A 17312-nucleotide genomic window follows, 5' to 3' on the forward strand; every position below is an offset into this window, starting at 1 on the left:
GCCAGGGCTGTCTTCATGGGTGTCCTTCGTGCCGAGAGAGTCAGTTGATGACGGACGCAGGCGTTTCCGGCGTCCGGGACGTCGCCTCGTCGCCCACTGCCGCGAGATCCACGGACTGCGTTTCCCGCGCGAGGAGTGAGGCGACCAGGGAGATGACTCCCATGGCCGCGAGGTAGGCGCCGATGGCGTATCCGGTGCCGAACCGGGTGTAGAGCGCGATCGCGATGATCGGGGCCAGCGAACCGGCGAGGACCGACGCGAGGTTGTAGGCCAGCGAGACTCCGGAGTACCGGACCTCGGTGGGAAACAGTTCGGAGAAGAACGCGCCGATCACGGCGCTGTAGGCGGCGAAGATCAGCAACCCCACCGCCACCGCGAGGGTGATCGCCGCCGGATTCTTCGTGTCCAGCAGGGCGAAGAACACGAATGCCCAGGCGATGGTGGCAGCGGACGCGCCGATGTAGATCGGTCGCCGGCCGACCCGGTCGGCGAGCACGGCGAACATCGGGATCGTCACCAGCGCAACGACCATGCCGATCATGACGGCGTTCAGTCCGGTGCTGCGGTCGAGTTCGAGGATCTGGGTGGTGTAGGTGATGACGAACAGCGAGAAGATGTAGAAGCCGGCGTTCTCGCCGAAGCGGGTGAAGGCCGCGAGGAGGATCTGGCGCCAGTGTCCGCGGACGGCCGCCGCGAGCGGCATTCCCGTCTTCTCGGCGGGCGCGGTGTCCCGGGACTGCTGGAACAGCGGGGTCTCCGCGACGTACAGCCGCAACACCAGACCGATGATCACCAGTAGTGCCGACAGTCCGAAGGCGATCCGCCATCCCCAGGACAGGAATGCGTCTTCCGACAGCGTGGAACCGAGGACGGCGAGTACCCCGGCGGCCAGCAGATTGCCCAGCGGCGGACCGAGATTGGGCCACGCGGACCAGAACGCCCGCCTCGTCGAATCGCCGTGTTCGGAGACCAGCAGGACGGCGCCGCCCCACTCGCCGCCGAGTGCGAAGCCCTGCACCAGCCGCAGGAGCACCAGCATCAGCGGTGCGGCGACGCCGATGGATGCGTAGGTGGGCAGGAACGCGATGAGGAAGGTCGATATCCCCATGAGCATCAGGCTGGCGATCAGGGTGGCGCGCCGGCCCTTGACGTCCCCGTAGTGTCCGAGCACCGCCGCGCCGAGCGGGCGCGCCACGAATCCGACTGCGTAGGTGGCGAACGCGAGCATCGTGCCCACCAGGGGATCTTCGGTGGGGAAGAACAGCTTGTTGAACACCAGCGCCGCCGCGGTCCCGTACAGGAAGAAGTCGTACCACTCGACTGCGGTGCCTGCGAGGCTCGAACCTGCGATGACGGGCAGGCTGGTGTGTGGTCTGCGATTGATAGATTTGTCCTTGGCGGATGCCATAGTCGACTCCTAGGTCGAATCGTCGCTACGTGACGAGCTGCACGTCCGTGCGCCTACCTCCAAGTAGGCGACTCGAACGGTCGCGCAGATGGTGTTGCCTGGGCTCGGTGGTTGCTCCAACAGCCGCCGAGCCCGCTTTTTTCTTGCCTCCGTCCGACTGTGAAGCCGATCACCGCAGGCGGTGCACCAGTTGTATACGACCGGTCTACAATTCGCAAGAGGGCGCCGAACTCTCGAATTCCGCCCCGTGACCCGGCATCTCTTGACGTCGGCCCGTATACGACCTAGCTTAATCGAATCATATTCGATTAGTGAAGGAGCGGCCGTGGACGCCGAACTGCTGGTCGTCGGAGGCGCGGTGCACACCGGTGATCCCGACCTACCCGTCAGCGACGCGCTCGCCGTGGCAGGCGGTCGCGTGGTCGCGCTGGGCGAGCGGGCCCGTGCCCTGCGGGCGAGCGGTACCGAGGTGATCGACCTGGGCGGCGGCGCGTTGTTGCCGTCGTTCGGGGACGGGCACGTCCACCCGCTGCTGGGCGGCCTCGGATTGCGCGGCGCCGCGATCCGCGACTGCGTCAGCATCGACGAGGTCCTCCGCGAGGTGCGACGCTGGGCGGACGAGAACCCCGGGGCCGGGTGCGTATTCGGCGACGGGGTGTCGCCGACGCTCGCGCCCGGCGGGCACTTCGAGGCGCGCTGGCTCGACAGCGTGGTTCCGGACCGGCCGGTGGTCCTGCGCACGATGGATCATCACACCGCCTGGGTCAACAGCGAGGCGCTGCGGCGGGCCGGACTGACGCGGGACACCCCGGATCCGGCCGGGGGCGAGATCGTCCGGACCGCCGGCGGTGAGTTGCTCGGCACCCTGCGTGAATGGGGTGCGATCGATCCGGTTCTCGCGCTGGTGCCGGAGGTGACCTTCGACGTCCGGGTCGACGCGCTCGCGTCGGTGTCGAGAATGCTTGCCGCCGCAGGCATCACGTGGGTGCAGGATGCGTGGACCGAACTGGACGACGTCGACGTCTGGCTGACGGCCGCGGACCGCGGGCTACTCGCCACCCGAGCCAATCTCGCGTTCCGTGCCACCCCGGAGACCTGGGAGGCCGACCGCGAGGCATTCGCTGCGGCGCGGAAGCGGGTCGGAGAACGGGGCGGCGACACGGTCAGGGCGGGAACGGTCAAGTTCTTCGCCGACGGCGTGATCGAGGCAGGCACCGCGGCGCTGCTGGCGCCCTACACGGACTGTCCGCATTCCCACGGCATCAGCAACTGGACCACGGACGAACTGTGCCGGGCCGCGGCCGAGGTGGACCGGCTGGGATTCCAGATCCACATCCACGCCATCGGCGACGCGGGGGTGCGCATGGCGCTCGACGCGATCGAGTACGCCGACCGGTGCAACGGTCCGCGTGATCGGCGTGCCACCATCGCGCATCTGCAGTTGGTCGACGGCGAAGACCTCGACCGGTTCACATCTCTCGGGGTGGTCGCCAACTTTCAGCCGCTGTGGGCCCAACTCGACGCGCTGATGACGGAATTGACGATCCCGCGGATCGGCGCCGAGCGGAGCGCGAAGCAGTATCGGATCGGAACCCTCGCCGAGCGCGGCGCGCGGGTGGCCTTCGGCAGCGACTGGCCCATCACCGCCTACGAGCCGATCAAGGGCATCGCGACCGCGATCCACCGCCAGACACCGTCCGGCATCCCGTCGGAGGGATGGCTGCCGCGGGAACGCGTCGGCCTCGAACGGGCCCTCTCCGCATATTCGGCGGGCGTCGCCCATCAGGGCTTCGAGGAGGACCTGTGGGGCAGGCTGCTGCCGGGAATGCGGGCCGACATGATCCAGCTGCCGGTCGATCCGTACGCCCTGACGTCCACGCAGGCGCTCGGCGACCTCGCCGTGACGCGAACCTGGCTGGGCGGCAAGCAAGTTCACTGAAGCCCGGCGCTACCGCCGTACCGCACCGCGGTCCTGCAGAAGGGCGCGGAAGCCCGCCAGCAGCGCCGCCAGACCGAGTTCGAACGCCTGCTCGGCCCGTTCGGGGCCGCGGGGTGCGGCGGCGAGCGCCCGGGTCAGTGCATCGTCGGGCGTCGTCGCGTCCGCTTCGATCATGACCTCCGGCGCGGCCGCGTCGAGGGCGGCCCCGAGGAGAAAATTCTCCGCGGCGGTGATGACGGCCATGATGTGGTCGTCCGGGAAACCGGCGTCGCGCAGGCCGGCGGCCGCCGAGTGATACACGGAGAGCGAACCGGGATCGCGCACCGTCTCGGTGGCGAGGAGGCGGATGGCCGTGGGGTGCCTGCTGAATGCTGCCCGATACGACCGGGCCCACTCGGACAGGGCCTCGTCCCACGGCAGGCGCTCGAACGACGATCCGTCGATTTCCCGGACGACGCGGTGGCGCACCAGTTCGACGACGGCCGCGCGGCCCTTGGCATGGTGATAGATCGACGACACCTGCACGTTCAGGTGCCGGGCCAGATCCGGCATCCGGAAGTCGCCGTCCCGATCGACCAGTTCGAGCGCCGCCTCCGCGATTCGTTCGCGGTCCAGGCGTGCGACGCGGGGTCTGCCCATCGCTGCACCCACCTTTCCAATCGAAATTCATTCGATTATGCCCTTGTGGCGCCGGTCACTACGTTCTAGTCTAATCGAAACACATTCGATTGTTCCTCGTCGCGTATCCGCGCCCTGGTTTCCTCGCCGTCGCGCCCCTGCCCGGACTGGAGAAGTTCCTCATGAAGAAAACCGCACCCGGACCCGCCTCCGGCGCGCAACTCGAGGGCGGCGCCCTCGGAACCGCCGGCATCGTGTTCTTCGTCGTCGCGGCCGCCGCGCCGTTGCTGGTGATGGCGGGCGTGGCGCCCCTGGCTCTGAACGTCGGGGGCATCGGGGCGCCCGGCGGGTACATCCTGGCCGGGCTCGCGCTGGGCGTGTTCGCGATCGGCTTCACCGCGATGAGCAAGTACATCCACAACGCGGGAGCGTTCTACTCGTACATCTCGCTCGGGCTCGGCCCCCGATGGGGTCTGGCGGCCGCGGTCCTCGCCCTCGTGTCCTATAACGCCCTCGAGATCGGGATCTTCGGCGCCCTGGGGTATTTCACCCAGTCCACCATGGCGGATCTCGTCGGCCTGGACCTGCCGTGGGGACTGTGGTCGCTGATCGGTGTCGGGCTCATCTGGTTCCTCGGGTCGCGGTCGGTCCACGTCGGCGCGCGGTTCCTGATCCTGCTGCTGAGCGCCGAGACCGGGATCCTGGTTCTGCTCGCCGTCGCAGTCCTCCTGCGGGGCGGCGCCGAGGGCCTCGGCGTCGAGTCCTTCGCTCCCGCCCACGTCTTCAGTCCCGGACTGGGCGGGGTGCTGACGCTGGCGTTCGCCGCGTTCATCGGGTTCGAAGCGACCGCCCTCTACCGGGAGGAGGCGAAGGACCCGTCCCGCACGATCCCCCGGGCGACGTACCTGGCGGTCGCGTTCCTCGGCCTCTTCTACGCCTTCATGGTGTGGATCATCATCCAGGCGTACGGGCCCGATCAGGCGCTCGCGCTCGCCGCCTCGGACCCCGCCGCGATGTACTTCGACGCCATCGAGAACTACGTCGGCGGCTGGGCGAGCACGCTCATGGAACTGCTGATCATCACGAGCATCCTCGCCAGCCTGCTCGCGTTCCACAACGCAATCACCCGCTACGCCTTCGCGTTGTCGCGCGAGCACGTACTGCCCCGGGTGCTCGGCAAACTGCACCCCGTCTACAAGTCGCCGTATGTGGCGAGCGCCGTGCAGAGCCTGCTCGCGGCGGTCGTGATCGCCGGGTTCGCGCTCGCAGGTGCCGACCCATACCTCCAACTACTGTTGTGGGTGAATTCGCCGGGCGTCGTGGGCATCGTCGTCCTCCAGGCCATGGCCGCCGCGGCCGTTCTCGCATTCTTCTGGCGGGATCGCCGCGGGCATTCGGTCTGGAGAGTGCGGGTTGCCCCCGCGGCCGCCCTCGCCATGTTGATGTACGCGACGTGGCTGATCGTGGCCAAGATGGACCTGCTCACCGCCGCCGGACCCGCCGTGAACGCGGTCCTCGTCGCCGTCACGCCAGTCAGTCTGGTGATCGGGCTGGCGCTCGGCATGCGGCTCGCGCGACGCAACCCCGACCTCTACGCGCGGCTGGGCACCACCGACGTGGACGCCGAACCCGCGGTCCCGGCCGAGGCGCCGAGCAGCCGCGACCGGGCCGATCGGAATCGTGCTCGATAATGGGCGCATGCGGTCGCGGAGGAAGATCTTGGACGCCACGCTCGAATTGATCGCGAGTGACGGCTTCGAAGGGGTCACCATCGCAGCGGCGGCGGGCGGTGCGGGCGTCGCGCGGCAGACTGTGTACTCCAACTTCGGGTCGCGCGAGGAACTGGTCTCGCAGGCGATCTCCGGTCTCGCGGTCGAGGTGCTCGGCGGGATCCACTCCCGGCTGGACGCCACCGACACCACCTGCGAATACGTCGTCGAACTCATTGTCGCGGGCCGGGAAGCGGTGCGCACGCATCCGGTGCTGGCCGCCCTGCTCCAGGCGGAACGGGGCAACCCGGTGTTCGACACGGGCATGATGTCTCGCGCGAAACCCGTGGCGCGCGAACTGCTCACACCGCTCGCCGAGCGCGACCCCGGCGTGGAGTCGAGTCTGGACGACATCGTCGAGATCGCGCTGCGGCTGGCGTTGTCGGTCGTCCTATTCGACGACGACGCCGTGCACGCCGACGACGACCTGCGCCGGTTTCTCACCCGCTGGCTGCTGCCGGCGATGCCGGCGTAACCGCCGACCCAGTATTTCTTGACACATCTGCCTCGAAGTGTCTAGTTTGAGCACGCCCAAGTGAAGTGCTCCACACTGATCGATCGACATCTCGCCGAGTGAGTCCGTCTGTGATCTGGGGGAAATCTGTGCCTGCACTCAACCGCCGTTCCTTTCTCGCCGGGGCCGCGGCCGCGGGTCTCGCGCTGGCGAGCCCGCCTGTCGCGCAGGCCGGGGCCGGCCGCCGCCTGACCGTTCCGTTCACGCGCGAAGACCACCGGGTCATCGTCGTCGGGTCGGGATTCGGTGGCGGCGTCGCGGCGCTCCGGCTCGCGGAGGCGGGTGTGCCGGTTCTGGTGCTCGAGCGCGGAATGCGTTGGCCGACAGGGCCGGACGCGGAGACCTTTCCCCGTGCGACCGCCCCGGACAAGCGGATCCTGTGGTACCGGTCCAGTCCGCAACTGTTCGGCAGGCCGGTGGCGCTGGACCCGTACACCGGACTGCTCGAGGCGGTGCCCGGCGACAACATGACCGCACTGTGCGCCGCGGGCGTCGGCGGCGGTTCCCTTGTCTACCAGGGGATGACGTTGCAACCGGCCGAGTCCGTCTTCAACGCGCACCTGCCCGAGGCACTCGGCTGGGCCACGATGGACCGGGTGCACTACCCGCGGGTCGCGCGCATGTTGCAGCTCAGCGTCGCCCCCGACCAGTTGATCGACAGCCCGAATTATCAGGCGGCGAGGGTGTTTGCGCAGAACGTGCAGCGCGCGGGGCTCCCGGTGTCGAAGATACCGATGCCGATCGACTGGAACTTCGCGCTCGACGAACTTCGCGGCCGGATGAAGCCCTCGTACACCAACGGCGACGGCGCGCTCGGGGTCAACAACGGCGGCAAGCACTCGGTCGACGTCACATACATCGCCGCCGCGGAGGCGACCGGGCGCGTGACGGTGGAAACTCTGCACCAGGTCACCGATGTCGAGCGGGCCGCGGACGGCCGATGGACGGTGTACGTCGACCGGATCGACACGTCCGGCGCCGTGCTCGAGAACAAGATCCTCACCACGAATGCCCTGGTGATGGCCGCCGGCAGCCTGAACACGACCAAACTGCTGGTGCGCGCGGCGGCGACGGGCCGGATTCCGGACCTGCCCGATGGGCTCGGGTCCGGCTGGGGCACCAACGCCGACCGGATCTACGTGTGGACGAGCCTCGAAGAAGAATTCGGCGCTCCGCAGGGCGGTCCGGTGGTCTACGGCAGTCTGAACTGGGACGACCCCGCCTCCGCGGCCACGGTCATTCAGGCGTCGATACCCCCTCTGTCCTTCGACGCGCGCAGCACCATGCTGGTCGGCTACGGCGTCAGCGATGGGCGGGGGAGTTTCGTATACGACCCGGCCACCGACGACGCGGTGCTCCGCTGGCCCAAGGAGGGTGACGCCGTCATCCAGAACGGCACCATCGATCCGATGGTGCGGCAGATCGCCGGTCCGGCAAGCATCCTCACGGACACCAACGCACTCTTCCCCTCGACCTGGCACCCGCTCGGCGGGGCGTCGATGGACTCGGTCTGCGATCTGGAAGGCCGGGTGCTCGGCCAGCGGGGGCTGTACGTGCTCGACGGCGCCCTGATGCCGGGCAACACCGCCGCGTGCAATCCGTCGATGACCATCGCCGCGGTCGCCGAACGCGCGATGGACCACCTGGTCGCCCGGGACGTCGGGACGGTTTTCTGACCGAAGATTTCGACCCGTAACGAATCGTCCTCGGAATCGGACATACCAGCGGAATCCGAACCAGGGGAGGGATCGACGTGAGTCGAGTTGTGCGACGGTTGATGATCGGGGTGCTCGCGGTGAGCGCATGGATCGGGGGCGCCGGGCCGGCGTTCGCCGAGCCGCCACAGTTCGACGGCGTGACCACTCTCCAAGTTCCCGGAACGGTGGTCGGCTGGCCGTTGACCCGCGGCGGCGCGTTCTACAACATCGTCGTCCACCACGGGCACGGGCAGATCTATCCGACCCCGGACGGCTACGGCTACGAATTCCAGTGGATCAACCTGTCGACCGGGGCCTCCGGGGTCATCACCGATCTGACTCCCGGCCGGGACGCGGTCACCACGGGACCCGGCCAGATCCTCGTCACCGTGACGGCTCGTCTCCCGGGGCTGTACGACGTGTACGGCACACCGAGCGTCGGCACGTTCTACGTGACACCGTAGAAGGCGTGGGCCGACTCGAGGAACTCGTCGCGCGCGCCCGGGCGCTCGCCGCGCCGGGCACGCGCCGCGTTCTCGGCATCGCGGGACCCCCGGGCTCGGGGAAGAGCACGGTGGCCGCGGCGGTGCTGGCAGGGTTGGGGTCGTCCGCGGTGGTCGTGCCGATGGACGGATTCCACCTGGCGGGTGCGGAACTGGCCCGCCTGGGCCGGGCCGAACGCAAGGGCGCACCCGACACTTTCGACGCCGCCGGGTACGTGGCGCTGCTGCGCAGGCTGCGGGACCCCGACCGCGAGACGGTGTACGCCCCGCAGTTCCACCGTGAGGTCGAGGAGTCGTATGCCGGGTCGATCGCCGTCCCGCCGGACGTTCCGCTGGTGATCACCGAGGGCAACTACCTACTCCTCGACGAGGGACCGTGGTCGGCGGTGCGTGCCCTGCTCGACGAGGCGTGGTTCCTCGCCCCGGATGGCGACGAGCGCGTCGCCCGCCTCGTCGAGCGGCACGTCCGGTTCGGCAAGTCACCCGACGAGGCGCGAGAGTGGGTGCGGCGCAGCGACGAACGCAACGCCACGTTAGTTGCGCCAGGCCGTGCCCGGGCCGACGTCGTCGTCCGCGGCGACCCGGTGTGACTCAGGCCGGGTACTCGATCGACTCCATGCGACCGCTGGTGAGCGAGCGGGTCGCGGCCTCGGCGATCGCCTGTGCCTTCAACGCCTCCGACAGGGTGGGTCCGATGGCGGCGCCGTTCTCCAGCGCGTCGACGAAGTGGTCGAGCGCGGTGCGGTAGCTGGCCCGGATCCTCTCGAACCATCCCGCGTGCATCCCGTCCTCGACCACGCGACCTGCGCTGTACCGGGAAACGGATCCGGCGCGCTGACGCCGCGCTTCGACCATGCCCGTGGAACCGAGCACCTCGATGCGTTCGTCGTAGCCGTAGCCGATCCGCCGCGTGCAGTCGATCTGGACGAGTGCGCCGCCGGGCAGACGCAGCGTGACGGCTGACGTGTCGACGTCGCCGTACTCGGCGAGGCGGGGTTCGGCCAGTGTGGAACCGGTCGCGAACACCGACTCGGGGTCGAGCCCGGAGATCCACCGCGCCAAGTCGAAGAAGTGGACGGTCTGGTCGCGCATCTGCCCGCCCGAGACGGCGATGTACTCGAGGGGCGGCATCGCCGGGCCGCGGCTGGTCATCTGTATCAGCTCGACCGAGCCGATCTCGCCGGACGCGACCACCCGCTGCAGTTCGGCGTAGTCGCGATCGAAGCGGCGGTTGAAATCGACCATCGCCCGCAGTGACCGGGAGTCGGCGAAGCGCACGATGTCGACGGCGTGCGCGAGGTCGAGATCGATGGGCTTTTCGCACAGGGCCGGGATTCCTGCCGTCGCCGCGGTGCGGAGGTGCTCGGCGTGGGTGTCGGTGGACGACGCGATGAAGACGGCGTCGATCGCCGTGGGATCGAAGACTTCCGCGAGATCGGTGGTCGCGCGGCTGCCGTGCCGCTTGGCGAGGTCCGTCGCGCGCGCGAAATCGATGTCGAAGACGAGCGCCAGGTCGACGTCGGGGTGCGCCGCGAGGTTGGCGCCGTGGACACCGCCGATGAACCCGGCTCCGATGAGGGCGAAACGCTGCATGTCAGATACCGACCTTTACGTGTGCGAAAGCGGGAACGACCCAGGCCGAGTCGGCAGCGTCGGAGGCGGCCGTCGCCTCGACGAACTGGACGCCGATCAGTCCGTCGCGTCCGGTGGGGAAGGACAGATCGCGGATGGTGGTGGGCTCGCCGTCGCGGCGGGCGCGGAGTTCGTCCGCGAGGTCGCGGTAGAAGTTCGCGAACGCCTCGAGGAAGCCCTCGGGGTGTCCCAGACCGGGACGGGTGAGCCGGGCGGCGTCCTCGGACAGGGTGCGCATTCCCTGCGCGAGGATCGTGGTGCCGCCGTCGAGGTCGCGGACCGTCAGGTGGTGCGGATCCTCGTGCTGCCATTCGATGCTCGCGGTGTCGCCGAAGACCCGGATGCGCAGGCCGTGCTCGTTGCCGGTGGCAGCCATGCTCGCCCACAGCGTCGCGGGCGCCCCGTTGGACAGGGTGAGGCGCACGGTGGCGTTGTCGAACACCCGCCGCGCGGGGACGAGGGTGTCCAGTTCGGCAGACACCCGGGTCGCCTCGAGACCGGTGACGAACCGCAACAGCTGGAAGGCGTGGGTGCCGAGATCGCCGACGACGCTGGGGAATCCCGCGACGTCGGGGTCGGTGCGCCACCGCGCCTGCCGGTGTTCGCCGAGTTCCAGGGGTGTCGCCGCCCACCCGGACGCGTGTTCCACTGCCACGAACCGGATGCGCCCGAGGTCGCCGTCGCGCACCATCCGGGCCGCGTGCCGCACCATGGCGTACGCCGAATAGCAGTGCGGGACGGCCAGGATGGCGCCGGACGACTCGGCGATCGCGACGAGTTCCGCGGCCGACTCCGAGTCGCGGGTGAGGGGCTTCTCGCACACCACCGAGATGCCTGCCTCCAGGAACGTGCGCGCGACGTCGAAGTGGCTGTCGTTCGGGGTGGTCACGGCTACCACGTCGACGCCGTCCTCGCGGGCGGATTCCCGTTCGGCCATCTCCCTGTAGTCGCGGTAGGTGCGCTCGGCCGGTACACCGAGGCTCTCTGCGATCTGCACCGACGACGCGGCGTCCCGCCCGAAGACCCCCGCCTGCAGGTCGTATCGGTCGTCCTGGCGCATGGCGTAGCGGTGGGTCTTGCCGATGTCGGCACCCTGCCCGCCGCCGACCATACCCGCGGACAGCCGCAGGCTTTCTTGCTTGCTCAACTCGGCTCCTACTGAGGGGTTTTGATCGCGAGAACCGGAATCGGGGACTGCAGGATGAGCCGTTGGCTCACGCTGCCGAGGAGGGCCTTGCCGACCGCGCTGCGGCGTTTGACGCCGATCACGAGGCGTTCGATGTCGGGCCGGTCGTCGATCAGATCCAGCACGGCGGTCGCGGGATCGCGGTCGCCGCGGCCGATCCGGTCGAGGACGGTCACTCCGTCGTCCGCGAGGGTGTGCACCTCTTCGGGTTCGGTGAGGGAGAGGTTCACCACCAGCAGATCGGTGTCCAGCATCGCGGCTTCCTTCTTGCCGGCGAGGAGGGCGTGCGATCCTTCGGAGGTGTCGGTCACTGCGACGAGCACTGTCATGAAATCAACCTTTCAGGGGACTCGGTGCGGCACCGGTCACGAATACTCGCGCCGGAACTGCTCTTCGAGTTCCTCGAGGGAGCGGCCGCGGGTTTCCGGGACCTGGGTGGTGATGAACACGAGGGCCAGCACGCCGAGGCCCGCGAAGATGAAGAACGTGGCGGCGATCCCCAGTGCCGCGACGAGGGGCGGGAAGACGAGCGCGACAATCGCATTCGCGATCCACAGCATGAAGATGCAGATGCCGATCGCGAAGCTGCGGATCTTCAGGGGGAAGATCTCCGACAGCATCAGCCACACCAGGGGGCCGATCGTGCCCTGCATCGAGAAGACGAACAGAACCACGAACACGAGGATGAAGTAGGCCTTCGCGGTGCCGTCGGGCAGCAGGAACGCCGACAGGCCGACGAGCAGGTGGAACGTGGTGGTGAGGACGAAACCGCCGATGAGCATCTTCCGCCGGTCGATCCGGTTGATCAGGGCGATACCGGTGAGGACGCCGAGCACGCTGAACAGTCCGTTGAGGGTGTTCGCGACAATGGCTGCGTTGGAGGAGAATCCGGCGTCGCCGAGCAGTTGGGTGCCGTAGTACATCACCGAGTTGATGCCGGTGGCCTGCTGGAACACGCCGAGTCCGACGCCGATGAAGATGAGGCGGCGGATCCACTTCACCGACAGGTCCGCGGGTCCGCCGGTCTGTGCGAGTTTCTCTTCCTCCGCGAGCGCCTGGACTTCTTCCAGTTCGGCGCGCGCCCGCTCCGGGGACCGGACCTGGAGGAGCACGGCAAGTGCTTCGTCGTGCCGATCCTGCGACATCAGCCAGCGCGGGCTCTCCGGCATCCTCAGCATTCCGGCGAACAGGACGATGGCCGGAGCGACGGCGATCAGGAGCATGAAGCGCCAGACACTCTCGTGCTCACCCCAGATGTTGAAGATGACGGCGTTGATCACGAATGCGGCGAACTGCCCGCACACGATCATGACTTCGTTGCGGGAGACCACGCTGCCGCGCCGTTCGACGGGGGAGATCTCGGCGAGATACACGGGCACCGTCGCGGATGCGCCGCCGACGGCGAGGCCGAGGATGAAGCGGAACAGCGCGAGGATCTCCCACGTGGGGGACAGCACGCAACCGAGCGTGCCGATCATGAAGATGATCGCGAGTACCAGGATGTTGTGCCGGCGTCCGTACCGGTCGGACATCCGGCCGCCGATGAGGGCGCCGATCGCGGCGCCGAAGATCAGGATGCTGACCACCAGGCCCTCGGTGAACGAGGTGAGCTGGAGGTCTTCTTTGAGCGGTTCGAGTGCGCCGTTGATGACGCCGGTGTCGTATCCGAAGAGCAGGCCGCCGAAGGTGGCGACGACGGCGATGACGCCGAGCCTGTGCGAGTGCCGTCCAGGCGCGTCGGCGGGCAGGTGCTGGGCGGTAGTTCGGGTGAGATCGCTGGCCATGAACATCTCCTCGACGTATTCCATGTGCAGAACACGTAATGTGTTTATGTCCGGACAAAGCTAACCCATTGTGACTCGGGGCACAACGGCTAGCTGATCATCGGGTGGCTCCCACTGCGCGATGGACCGCTACCTACCGACGAGTAATAGAACGCATGATCTGTTATCGTTCGCCGTATGCCCAGGCCACGCGTCCACGATCTCGACGCCGCGCTCGACACTGCCGAACGGCTGGCGGTCGAAGGCGGGCCGAGCGCGGTCACGCTGCGGGCGGTCGCCGCCGCCACCGAGATGTCCAACGGCGCCATCTATCACGCATTCGGCTCCCGCGGAGGGCTTGTCGGACGCGCATGGTTGCGTGCGGCGCACCGATTTCTCGACCTGCAACAGGAATCGGTCGAGCACGCGCTGGAGCGGGGTCCCGTGGACGCCGTCGTCGCGGCCGCCGACACCCCGGCCGTCTTCGCCGAGAAGTTCCCGCAGTCGTCGCGACTCCTGCTCACCGTGCGGCGCGACGAACTGCTCGGATCCGACGTCCCCGAGGACGTCGCGGACGAGTTGGCGCGCCTCGACTCCGTCCTCGTCGAACTCTTCGTCCGGTTGGCGCAGGCATTGTGGGGGCGCAGGGACGGTCGCGCGGTCGAAGTGATCGAAGCGTGCGTCGTCGGACTCCCCACCGGACTGCTGCTCCGTGCCCGGCGGAAACCGGACGACGCCATGCGCCGGCGCCTGGAGGCGGCGGTCCGCGCCGTCCTCGCACTCGACCCCCCGCCCCCGGGGAAACGTCACGACAGCACCACGAAAGGTTCCTGATGACCGCCACCCTGACCTACCGGGACAAGATCGCCGTGCTCGACCTCGGCGAAGACGAAAACCGTTTCTCGCTCGAGTGGCTCGACACCGTCGACCGACTCATCGACGACGCGCACGAGCAGGGCGCGCAGGCACTGGTCACCACGGCCACCGGAAAGTTCTACTCCAACGGCCTCGACCTGGACTGGCTGCTGGCCAACGGCGACCGCGCGGACTGGTACGTCGGGCGCGTGCAGGCCCTGTTCAGTCGAATTCTGACGCTGCCGCTGCCGACGGTGGCCGCCGTCAACGGGCACGCGTTCGGCGCCGGCGCCATGCTGGGGATCGCCCACGACTACCGGGTGATGCGGTCGGACCGTGGGTTCTACTGCTTCCCCGAGGTCGACATCCACATTCCGTTCACCCCGGGCATGGCGGCCCTGATCCAGGCCAAGCTGACGCCGCAGACCGCGATCACCGCCATGACCACCGGCCATCGGTACGGCGGCACCGAGGCGCACAGCAGTGGGCTGGTCGACGGGACCGCGCCCGAAGGCGCGGTCCTCGACGCCGCTGTCGACCTGATCTCGCCGCTCGTGGGGAAGGACGCCGGCACGCTCGGTGCGATCAAGTCGACCATGTTCGCGACGGCCGTCGCCGCGCTCGCCTCGGGGCGGTCGTGACCGACGCGAAACCTACTGGGCGAGAGTAGGGGTCATTTTCCCGGCACGTGGAGGATCAGGGCGTCGCCCTGTCCGCCGCCGCCGCACAGGGCGGCGGCGCCGGTTCCCCCGCCGCGTCGCTTCAGCTCGAGTGCGAGGTGCAGCACGACCCGTGCACCCGACGCGCCGAGCGGGTGCCCGATGGCGATGGCGCCGCCGTTCACGTTGACCTTCGACGGGTCGATTCCGAGTTGCCGGGTCGACTCGATGCCGACGGCGGCGAAGGCCTCGTTGATCTCGACGAGATCGAGGGCGGCGGCGTCGAGTCCCTCTCGGGCGCAGGCCTTGTCGATGGCGTTGGCGGGCTGCTGCTGGAGCGTCGAATCCGGCCCGGCGACGACGCCGTGGGCGCCGATCTCGGCGATCCATTCCAGGCCCAGTTCCTCGGCCTTGGCCTTGCTCATCACCACGACGGCCGCGGCGCCGTCGGAGATCTGCGACGCGGACCCGGCGGTGACGGTGCCGTCCTTGCTGAACGCGGGACGCAGCTTCGACAGCGATTCCGCGGTGGTGTCGGCGCGGACGCCCTCGTCCTCGGTGACGACGACCGGCTCACCCCTGCGCTGCGGGATGGTGACGGGAACGACCTCGTCGTCGAAGAGGCCGTTCTTCCACGCGGCCGCGGCACGCTGATGGGACGCGGCGGCGAAGGCGTCCTGCTCCTCGCGACCGATCTTGTCGGTGTTCGCGTTCCGGGTCTCGGTGAGTGCGCCCATCGCCTGGTCGGTGAAGATGTCGTAGAGGCCGTCGTAGGCGAGGTGGTCGACGAGGGTGGTGTCGCCGTACTTGAAACCGCCCCGTGAACCCGGGAGCAGGTGCGGCGCCTGGGACATCGACTCCTGCCCACCGGCGACGACGACGTCGAACTCGCCGGCGCGGATCAGCTGGTCGGCGAGCGCGATGGCGTCGAGACCCGACAGGCACACCTTGTTGACGGTCACGGCGGGCACCGACATCGGGATGCCCGCGGCGACCGCGGCCTGCCGGGCCGGGATCTGACCGGCGCCGGCAGTGAGGACCTGCCCCATGATCACGTACTCCACCAGTTCCGGTGCCACCCCGGCCTTGTCGAGGGCGCCCTTGATGGCGATGCCGCCGAGGTCGGATCCGGAGAGGGTCGCGAGCGAACCCGTCAGCCGGCCGACGGGGGTCCGGGCCCCGGCGACGATGACGGACCTGGTGCGTGAAGTCATGGGTATGTCCTTGGTGTCGTGGCGAATGTCGGTCAGACGAGCGCGGATTCGCGGATCTCGAGGGGGGTTCCGGTGGCGGCGACGACGTCGTCGACGGTGACACCGGGGGCGACCTCACGCAGGGCGAGGGTGCCGTCACCGACCACGTCGATGACGGCGAGGTTGGTGATGATGCGGTTGACGACGCACTGGCCGGTGAGCGGCAGGGTGCAGGTGTCGATGATCTTGGGGTTGCCGTCCCGGTCGGTGTGCTCCATGAGGACGATGACGCGGCTCGCCCCGTGCACGAGGTCCATCGCGCCGCCCATGCCCTTGACCATCTTGCCGGGGACCATCCAGTTGGCGAGGTCGCCGGTGCGGGAAACCTGCATGCCACCGAGGACGGCGGTGTCGATGTGGCCGCCGCGGATCATGCCGAACGACAGCGCCGAATCGAAGAACGCGGCGCCGGCGTTGACGGTGACCGTCTCCTTGCCCGCGTTGATCAGGTCGGGGTCGACGTTGTCGTCGGTGGGGTAGGGGCCGGTGCCGAGGATCCCGTTCTCGGAATGCAGGGTGACGGTGACGTCGGTGTCGAGGTACCCGGGGATGAGCGTCGGCAGTCCGATGCCGAGGTTGACGTATTCGCCGTCGACCATCTCCGCGGCCGCGCGGGCGGCCATCTGGTCACGTGTCCATCCGTTGGTGCCGGTCATCGAGTGGCTCCTTCCGTGCTGCTGACTGTCCGCTTCTCGATCCGCTTGTTCTGGGGGCCGGTCTCGACGATGCGCTGAACGAAGACTCCGGGCAGGTGCACCTGGGCGGGATCGATGGTGCCCGCGGGGACGAGTTCCTCGACCTGCGCGATGGTCACCTTCCCGGCCATGGCCGCGAGGGGGTTGAAGTTCAGGGCCGTCTTGTCGAAGACCAGGTTGCCGGCGGTGTCGCCGCGCAGCGCGTGGACCAGGGCGAAGTCGGCGGTGATGCCGAGTTCGAGGACGTAGCGCTTGTCGCCGAACTGCCGGGTTTCCTTGGCGGGCGACGCGAGCGCGACGGAACCGTCGGCGGCGTAGCGCCACGGCAGGCCGCCGTCGGCGACCGGGCTGCCGACACCGGCGGGGGTGAAGAACGCGGGGATGCCCGCACCGCCGGCCCGGAGGCGTTCGGCCAGCGTGCCCTGCGGGGTGAGTTCCACCTCGAGCTCACCGGAGAGGTACTGGCGGGCGAATTCCTTGTTCTCACCGACGTACGACGCGGTGACACGGCGAATCTGGCGGGCGCCCAGCAGGATCCCGAGCCCGTGGTCGTCCACACCGCAGTTGTTGGAGAAGACCTCGAGGTTCCCGACACCCGAGTCGGCGAGCGCGCGGATCAGCGAGTCGGGGATTCCGCACAGGCCGAATCCGCCGACGGCGATCGTCGCGCCGTCGGACACGTCCGCGACAGCTTCTTCCGGGGTGTCGAACACTCTCGATCCCATGTGCATCCTTTCTTCTGGCCGCCGAAACCCGGCGAAACCGCCTTCCCGCGACATTTCGTCCATCCAGTGGACGACCTCTGCGGCGGGCTTTGCTCC

The 17312-nt window shown here is 68.6% G+C and carries 17 protein-coding genes; 8 read left to right on the top strand and 9 right to left on the bottom strand.

What is annotated here, in order from left to right; genetic code table 11:
• Positions 1-40 precede the first annotated feature (40 nt).
• A complete protein-coding gene (locus tag CA951_RS02175) occupies positions 41-1408 on the bottom strand; it encodes an MFS transporter (RefSeq protein ID WP_087555260.1) in 1368 nt (455 codons plus the stop codon).
• Between the two features lie 325 nt (positions 1409-1733).
• Between CA951_RS02175 and CA951_RS02180 the strand changes: the two genes are divergently transcribed.
• Positions 1734-3347, top strand: coding sequence for an amidohydrolase (locus CA951_RS02180; protein ID WP_087555261.1), 1614 nt, complete (start codon positions 1734-1736; stop codon positions 3345-3347).
• 9 nt (positions 3348-3356) lie between these two features.
• On the opposite strand, the gene CA951_RS02185 is transcribed toward CA951_RS02180, so the two are convergent.
• The gene (locus CA951_RS02185) at positions 3357-3986 is read right to left on the bottom strand and encodes a TetR/AcrR family transcriptional regulator (protein ID WP_087555262.1); all 630 of its coding nucleotides are present in this window, start codon (positions 3984-3986) and stop codon (positions 3357-3359) included.
• Between the two features lie 161 nt (positions 3987-4147).
• Between CA951_RS02185 and CA951_RS02190 the strand changes: the two genes are divergently transcribed.
• The 5 genes from CA951_RS02190 (at position 4148) to CA951_RS02210 (ending at position 9038) form a co-directional block, all read left to right on the top strand.
• A complete protein-coding gene (locus CA951_RS02190; protein WP_087555343.1) occupies positions 4148-5656 on the top strand; it encodes an APC family permease in 1509 nt (502 codons plus the stop codon).
• 7 nt (positions 5657-5663) lie between these two features.
• A complete protein-coding gene (locus CA951_RS02195; RefSeq protein WP_087555263.1) occupies positions 5664-6209 on the top strand; it encodes a TetR/AcrR family transcriptional regulator in 546 nt (181 codons plus the stop codon).
• A gap of 128 nt (positions 6210-6337) precedes the next feature.
• Positions 6338-7924: a GMC oxidoreductase gene (locus CA951_RS02200; protein ID WP_087555264.1), complete on the top strand. Its 1587-nt coding sequence runs from the start codon at positions 6338-6340 to the stop codon at positions 7922-7924.
• A 77-nt stretch (positions 7925-8001) separates the two neighbouring features.
• Positions 8002-8409 carry a hypothetical protein gene (locus CA951_RS02205; RefSeq protein ID WP_143542961.1) on the top strand — a complete coding sequence of 136 codons (408 nt, stop codon included), beginning with the start codon at positions 8002-8004 and terminating at the stop codon, positions 8407-8409.
• A 5-nt stretch (positions 8410-8414) separates the two neighbouring features.
• A complete protein-coding gene (locus tag CA951_RS02210; RefSeq protein ID WP_087555266.1) occupies positions 8415-9038 on the top strand; it encodes a nucleoside/nucleotide kinase family protein in 624 nt (207 codons plus the stop codon).
• 1 nt (position 9039) lies between these two features.
• On the opposite strand, the gene CA951_RS02215 is transcribed toward CA951_RS02210, so the two are convergent.
• The 4 genes from CA951_RS02215 to CA951_RS02230 are packed head-to-tail and all read right to left on the bottom strand — an operon-like array spanning position 9040 to position 13074.
• Positions 9040-10041, bottom strand: coding sequence for a Gfo/Idh/MocA family oxidoreductase (locus tag CA951_RS02215; RefSeq protein WP_087555267.1), 1002 nt, complete (start codon positions 10039-10041; stop codon positions 9040-9042).
• A gap of 1 nt (position 10042) precedes the next feature.
• Positions 10043-11227: a Gfo/Idh/MocA family protein gene (locus tag CA951_RS02220; protein WP_087555268.1), complete on the bottom strand. Its 1185-nt coding sequence runs from the start codon at positions 11225-11227 to the stop codon at positions 10043-10045.
• 8 nt (positions 11228-11235) lie between these two features.
• A complete protein-coding gene (locus tag CA951_RS02225) occupies positions 11236-11595 on the bottom strand; it encodes a universal stress protein (RefSeq protein ID WP_087555269.1) in 360 nt (119 codons plus the stop codon).
• Between the two features lie 36 nt (positions 11596-11631).
• On the bottom strand, positions 11632-13074 hold the full coding sequence (locus CA951_RS02230) for a sugar porter family MFS transporter (RefSeq protein ID WP_087555270.1): 1443 nt from the start codon (positions 13072-13074) through the stop codon (positions 11632-11634).
• Between the two features lie 153 nt (positions 13075-13227).
• Here CA951_RS02230 and CA951_RS02235 point away from each other — a divergent pair, with 153 nt between their 5' ends.
• Positions 13228-13863 carry a TetR/AcrR family transcriptional regulator gene (locus tag CA951_RS02235; protein ID WP_087555271.1) on the top strand — a complete coding sequence of 212 codons (636 nt, stop codon included), beginning with the start codon at positions 13228-13230 and terminating at the stop codon, positions 13861-13863.
• Positions 13863-14525, top strand: a complete 663-nt coding sequence (locus tag CA951_RS02240) for an enoyl-CoA hydratase-related protein (RefSeq protein ID WP_087555272.1) — start codon at positions 13863-13865, stop codon at positions 14523-14525. The genes CA951_RS02235 and CA951_RS02240 overlap by 1 nt, the downstream gene beginning before the upstream one ends.
• A gap of 32 nt (positions 14526-14557) precedes the next feature.
• Here the strand turns inward: CA951_RS02240 and CA951_RS02245 are convergent, their stop codons facing one another.
• From CA951_RS02245 to CA951_RS02255, 3 genes are read right to left on the bottom strand one after another with little or no spacing between them, the layout of a single operon-like run.
• A complete protein-coding gene (locus tag CA951_RS02245) occupies positions 14558-15757 on the bottom strand; it encodes an acetyl-CoA C-acetyltransferase (RefSeq protein WP_087555273.1) in 1200 nt (399 codons plus the stop codon).
• 32 nt (positions 15758-15789) lie between these two features.
• Positions 15790-16452 (bottom strand): 3-oxoacid CoA-transferase subunit B, encoded by a 663-nt coding sequence (locus CA951_RS02250; protein ID WP_087555274.1) that lies wholly within the window; start codon positions 16450-16452, stop codon positions 15790-15792.
• Positions 16449-17216 carry a CoA transferase subunit A gene (locus tag CA951_RS02255; RefSeq protein ID WP_087555275.1) on the bottom strand — a complete coding sequence of 256 codons (768 nt, stop codon included), beginning with the start codon at positions 17214-17216 and terminating at the stop codon, positions 16449-16451. Before CA951_RS02255 ends, CA951_RS02250 begins: the two co-directional genes overlap by 4 nt.
• Positions 17217-17312: the final 96 nt, after the last annotated feature.

Source organism: Rhodococcus sp. NCIMB 12038, from assembly GCF_002165735.1.
Lineage (GTDB): Bacteria > Actinomycetota > Actinomycetes > Mycobacteriales > Mycobacteriaceae > Rhodococcus_F.

Bases quoted from the DNA above. Each gene is read 5' to 3' on its own strand.
- CA951_RS02225 (WP_087555269.1), bottom strand. From the start codon at position 11,595: ATGACAGTGCTCGTCGCAGTGACCGACACCTCCGAAGGATCGCACGCC.
- CA951_RS02240 (WP_087555272.1), top strand. From the start codon at position 13,863: ATGACCGCCACCCTGACCTACCGGGACAAGATCGCCGTGCTCGACCTC.
- CA951_RS02250 (WP_087555274.1), bottom strand. From the start codon at position 16,452: ATGACCGGCACCAACGGATGGACACGTGACCAGATGGCCGCCCGCGCG.
- CA951_RS02195 (WP_087555263.1), top strand. From the start codon at position 5,664: ATGCGGTCGCGGAGGAAGATCTTGGACGCCACGCTCGAATTGATCGCG.
- CA951_RS02175 (WP_087555260.1), bottom strand. From the start codon at position 1,408: ATGGCATCCGCCAAGGACAAATCTATCAATCGCAGACCACACACCAGC.
- CA951_RS02230 (WP_087555270.1), bottom strand. From the start codon at position 13,074: ATGGAATACGTCGAGGAGATGTTCATGGCCAGCGATCTCACCCGAACT.
- CA951_RS02235 (WP_087555271.1), top strand. From the start codon at position 13,228: ATGCCCAGGCCACGCGTCCACGATCTCGACGCCGCGCTCGACACTGCC.
- CA951_RS02255 (WP_087555275.1), bottom strand. From the start codon at position 17,216: ATGGGATCGAGAGTGTTCGACACCCCGGAAGAAGCTGTCGCGGACGTG.
- CA951_RS02185 (WP_087555262.1), bottom strand. From the start codon at position 3,986: ATGGGCAGACCCCGCGTCGCACGCCTGGACCGCGAACGAATCGCGGAG.
- CA951_RS02190 (WP_087555343.1), top strand. From the start codon at position 4,148: ATGAAGAAAACCGCACCCGGACCCGCCTCCGGCGCGCAACTCGAGGGC.
- CA951_RS02245 (WP_087555273.1), bottom strand. From the start codon at position 15,757: ATGACTTCACGCACCAGGTCCGTCATCGTCGCCGGGGCCCGGACCCCC.
- CA951_RS02215 (WP_087555267.1), bottom strand. From the start codon at position 10,041: ATGCAGCGTTTCGCCCTCATCGGAGCCGGGTTCATCGGCGGTGTCCAC.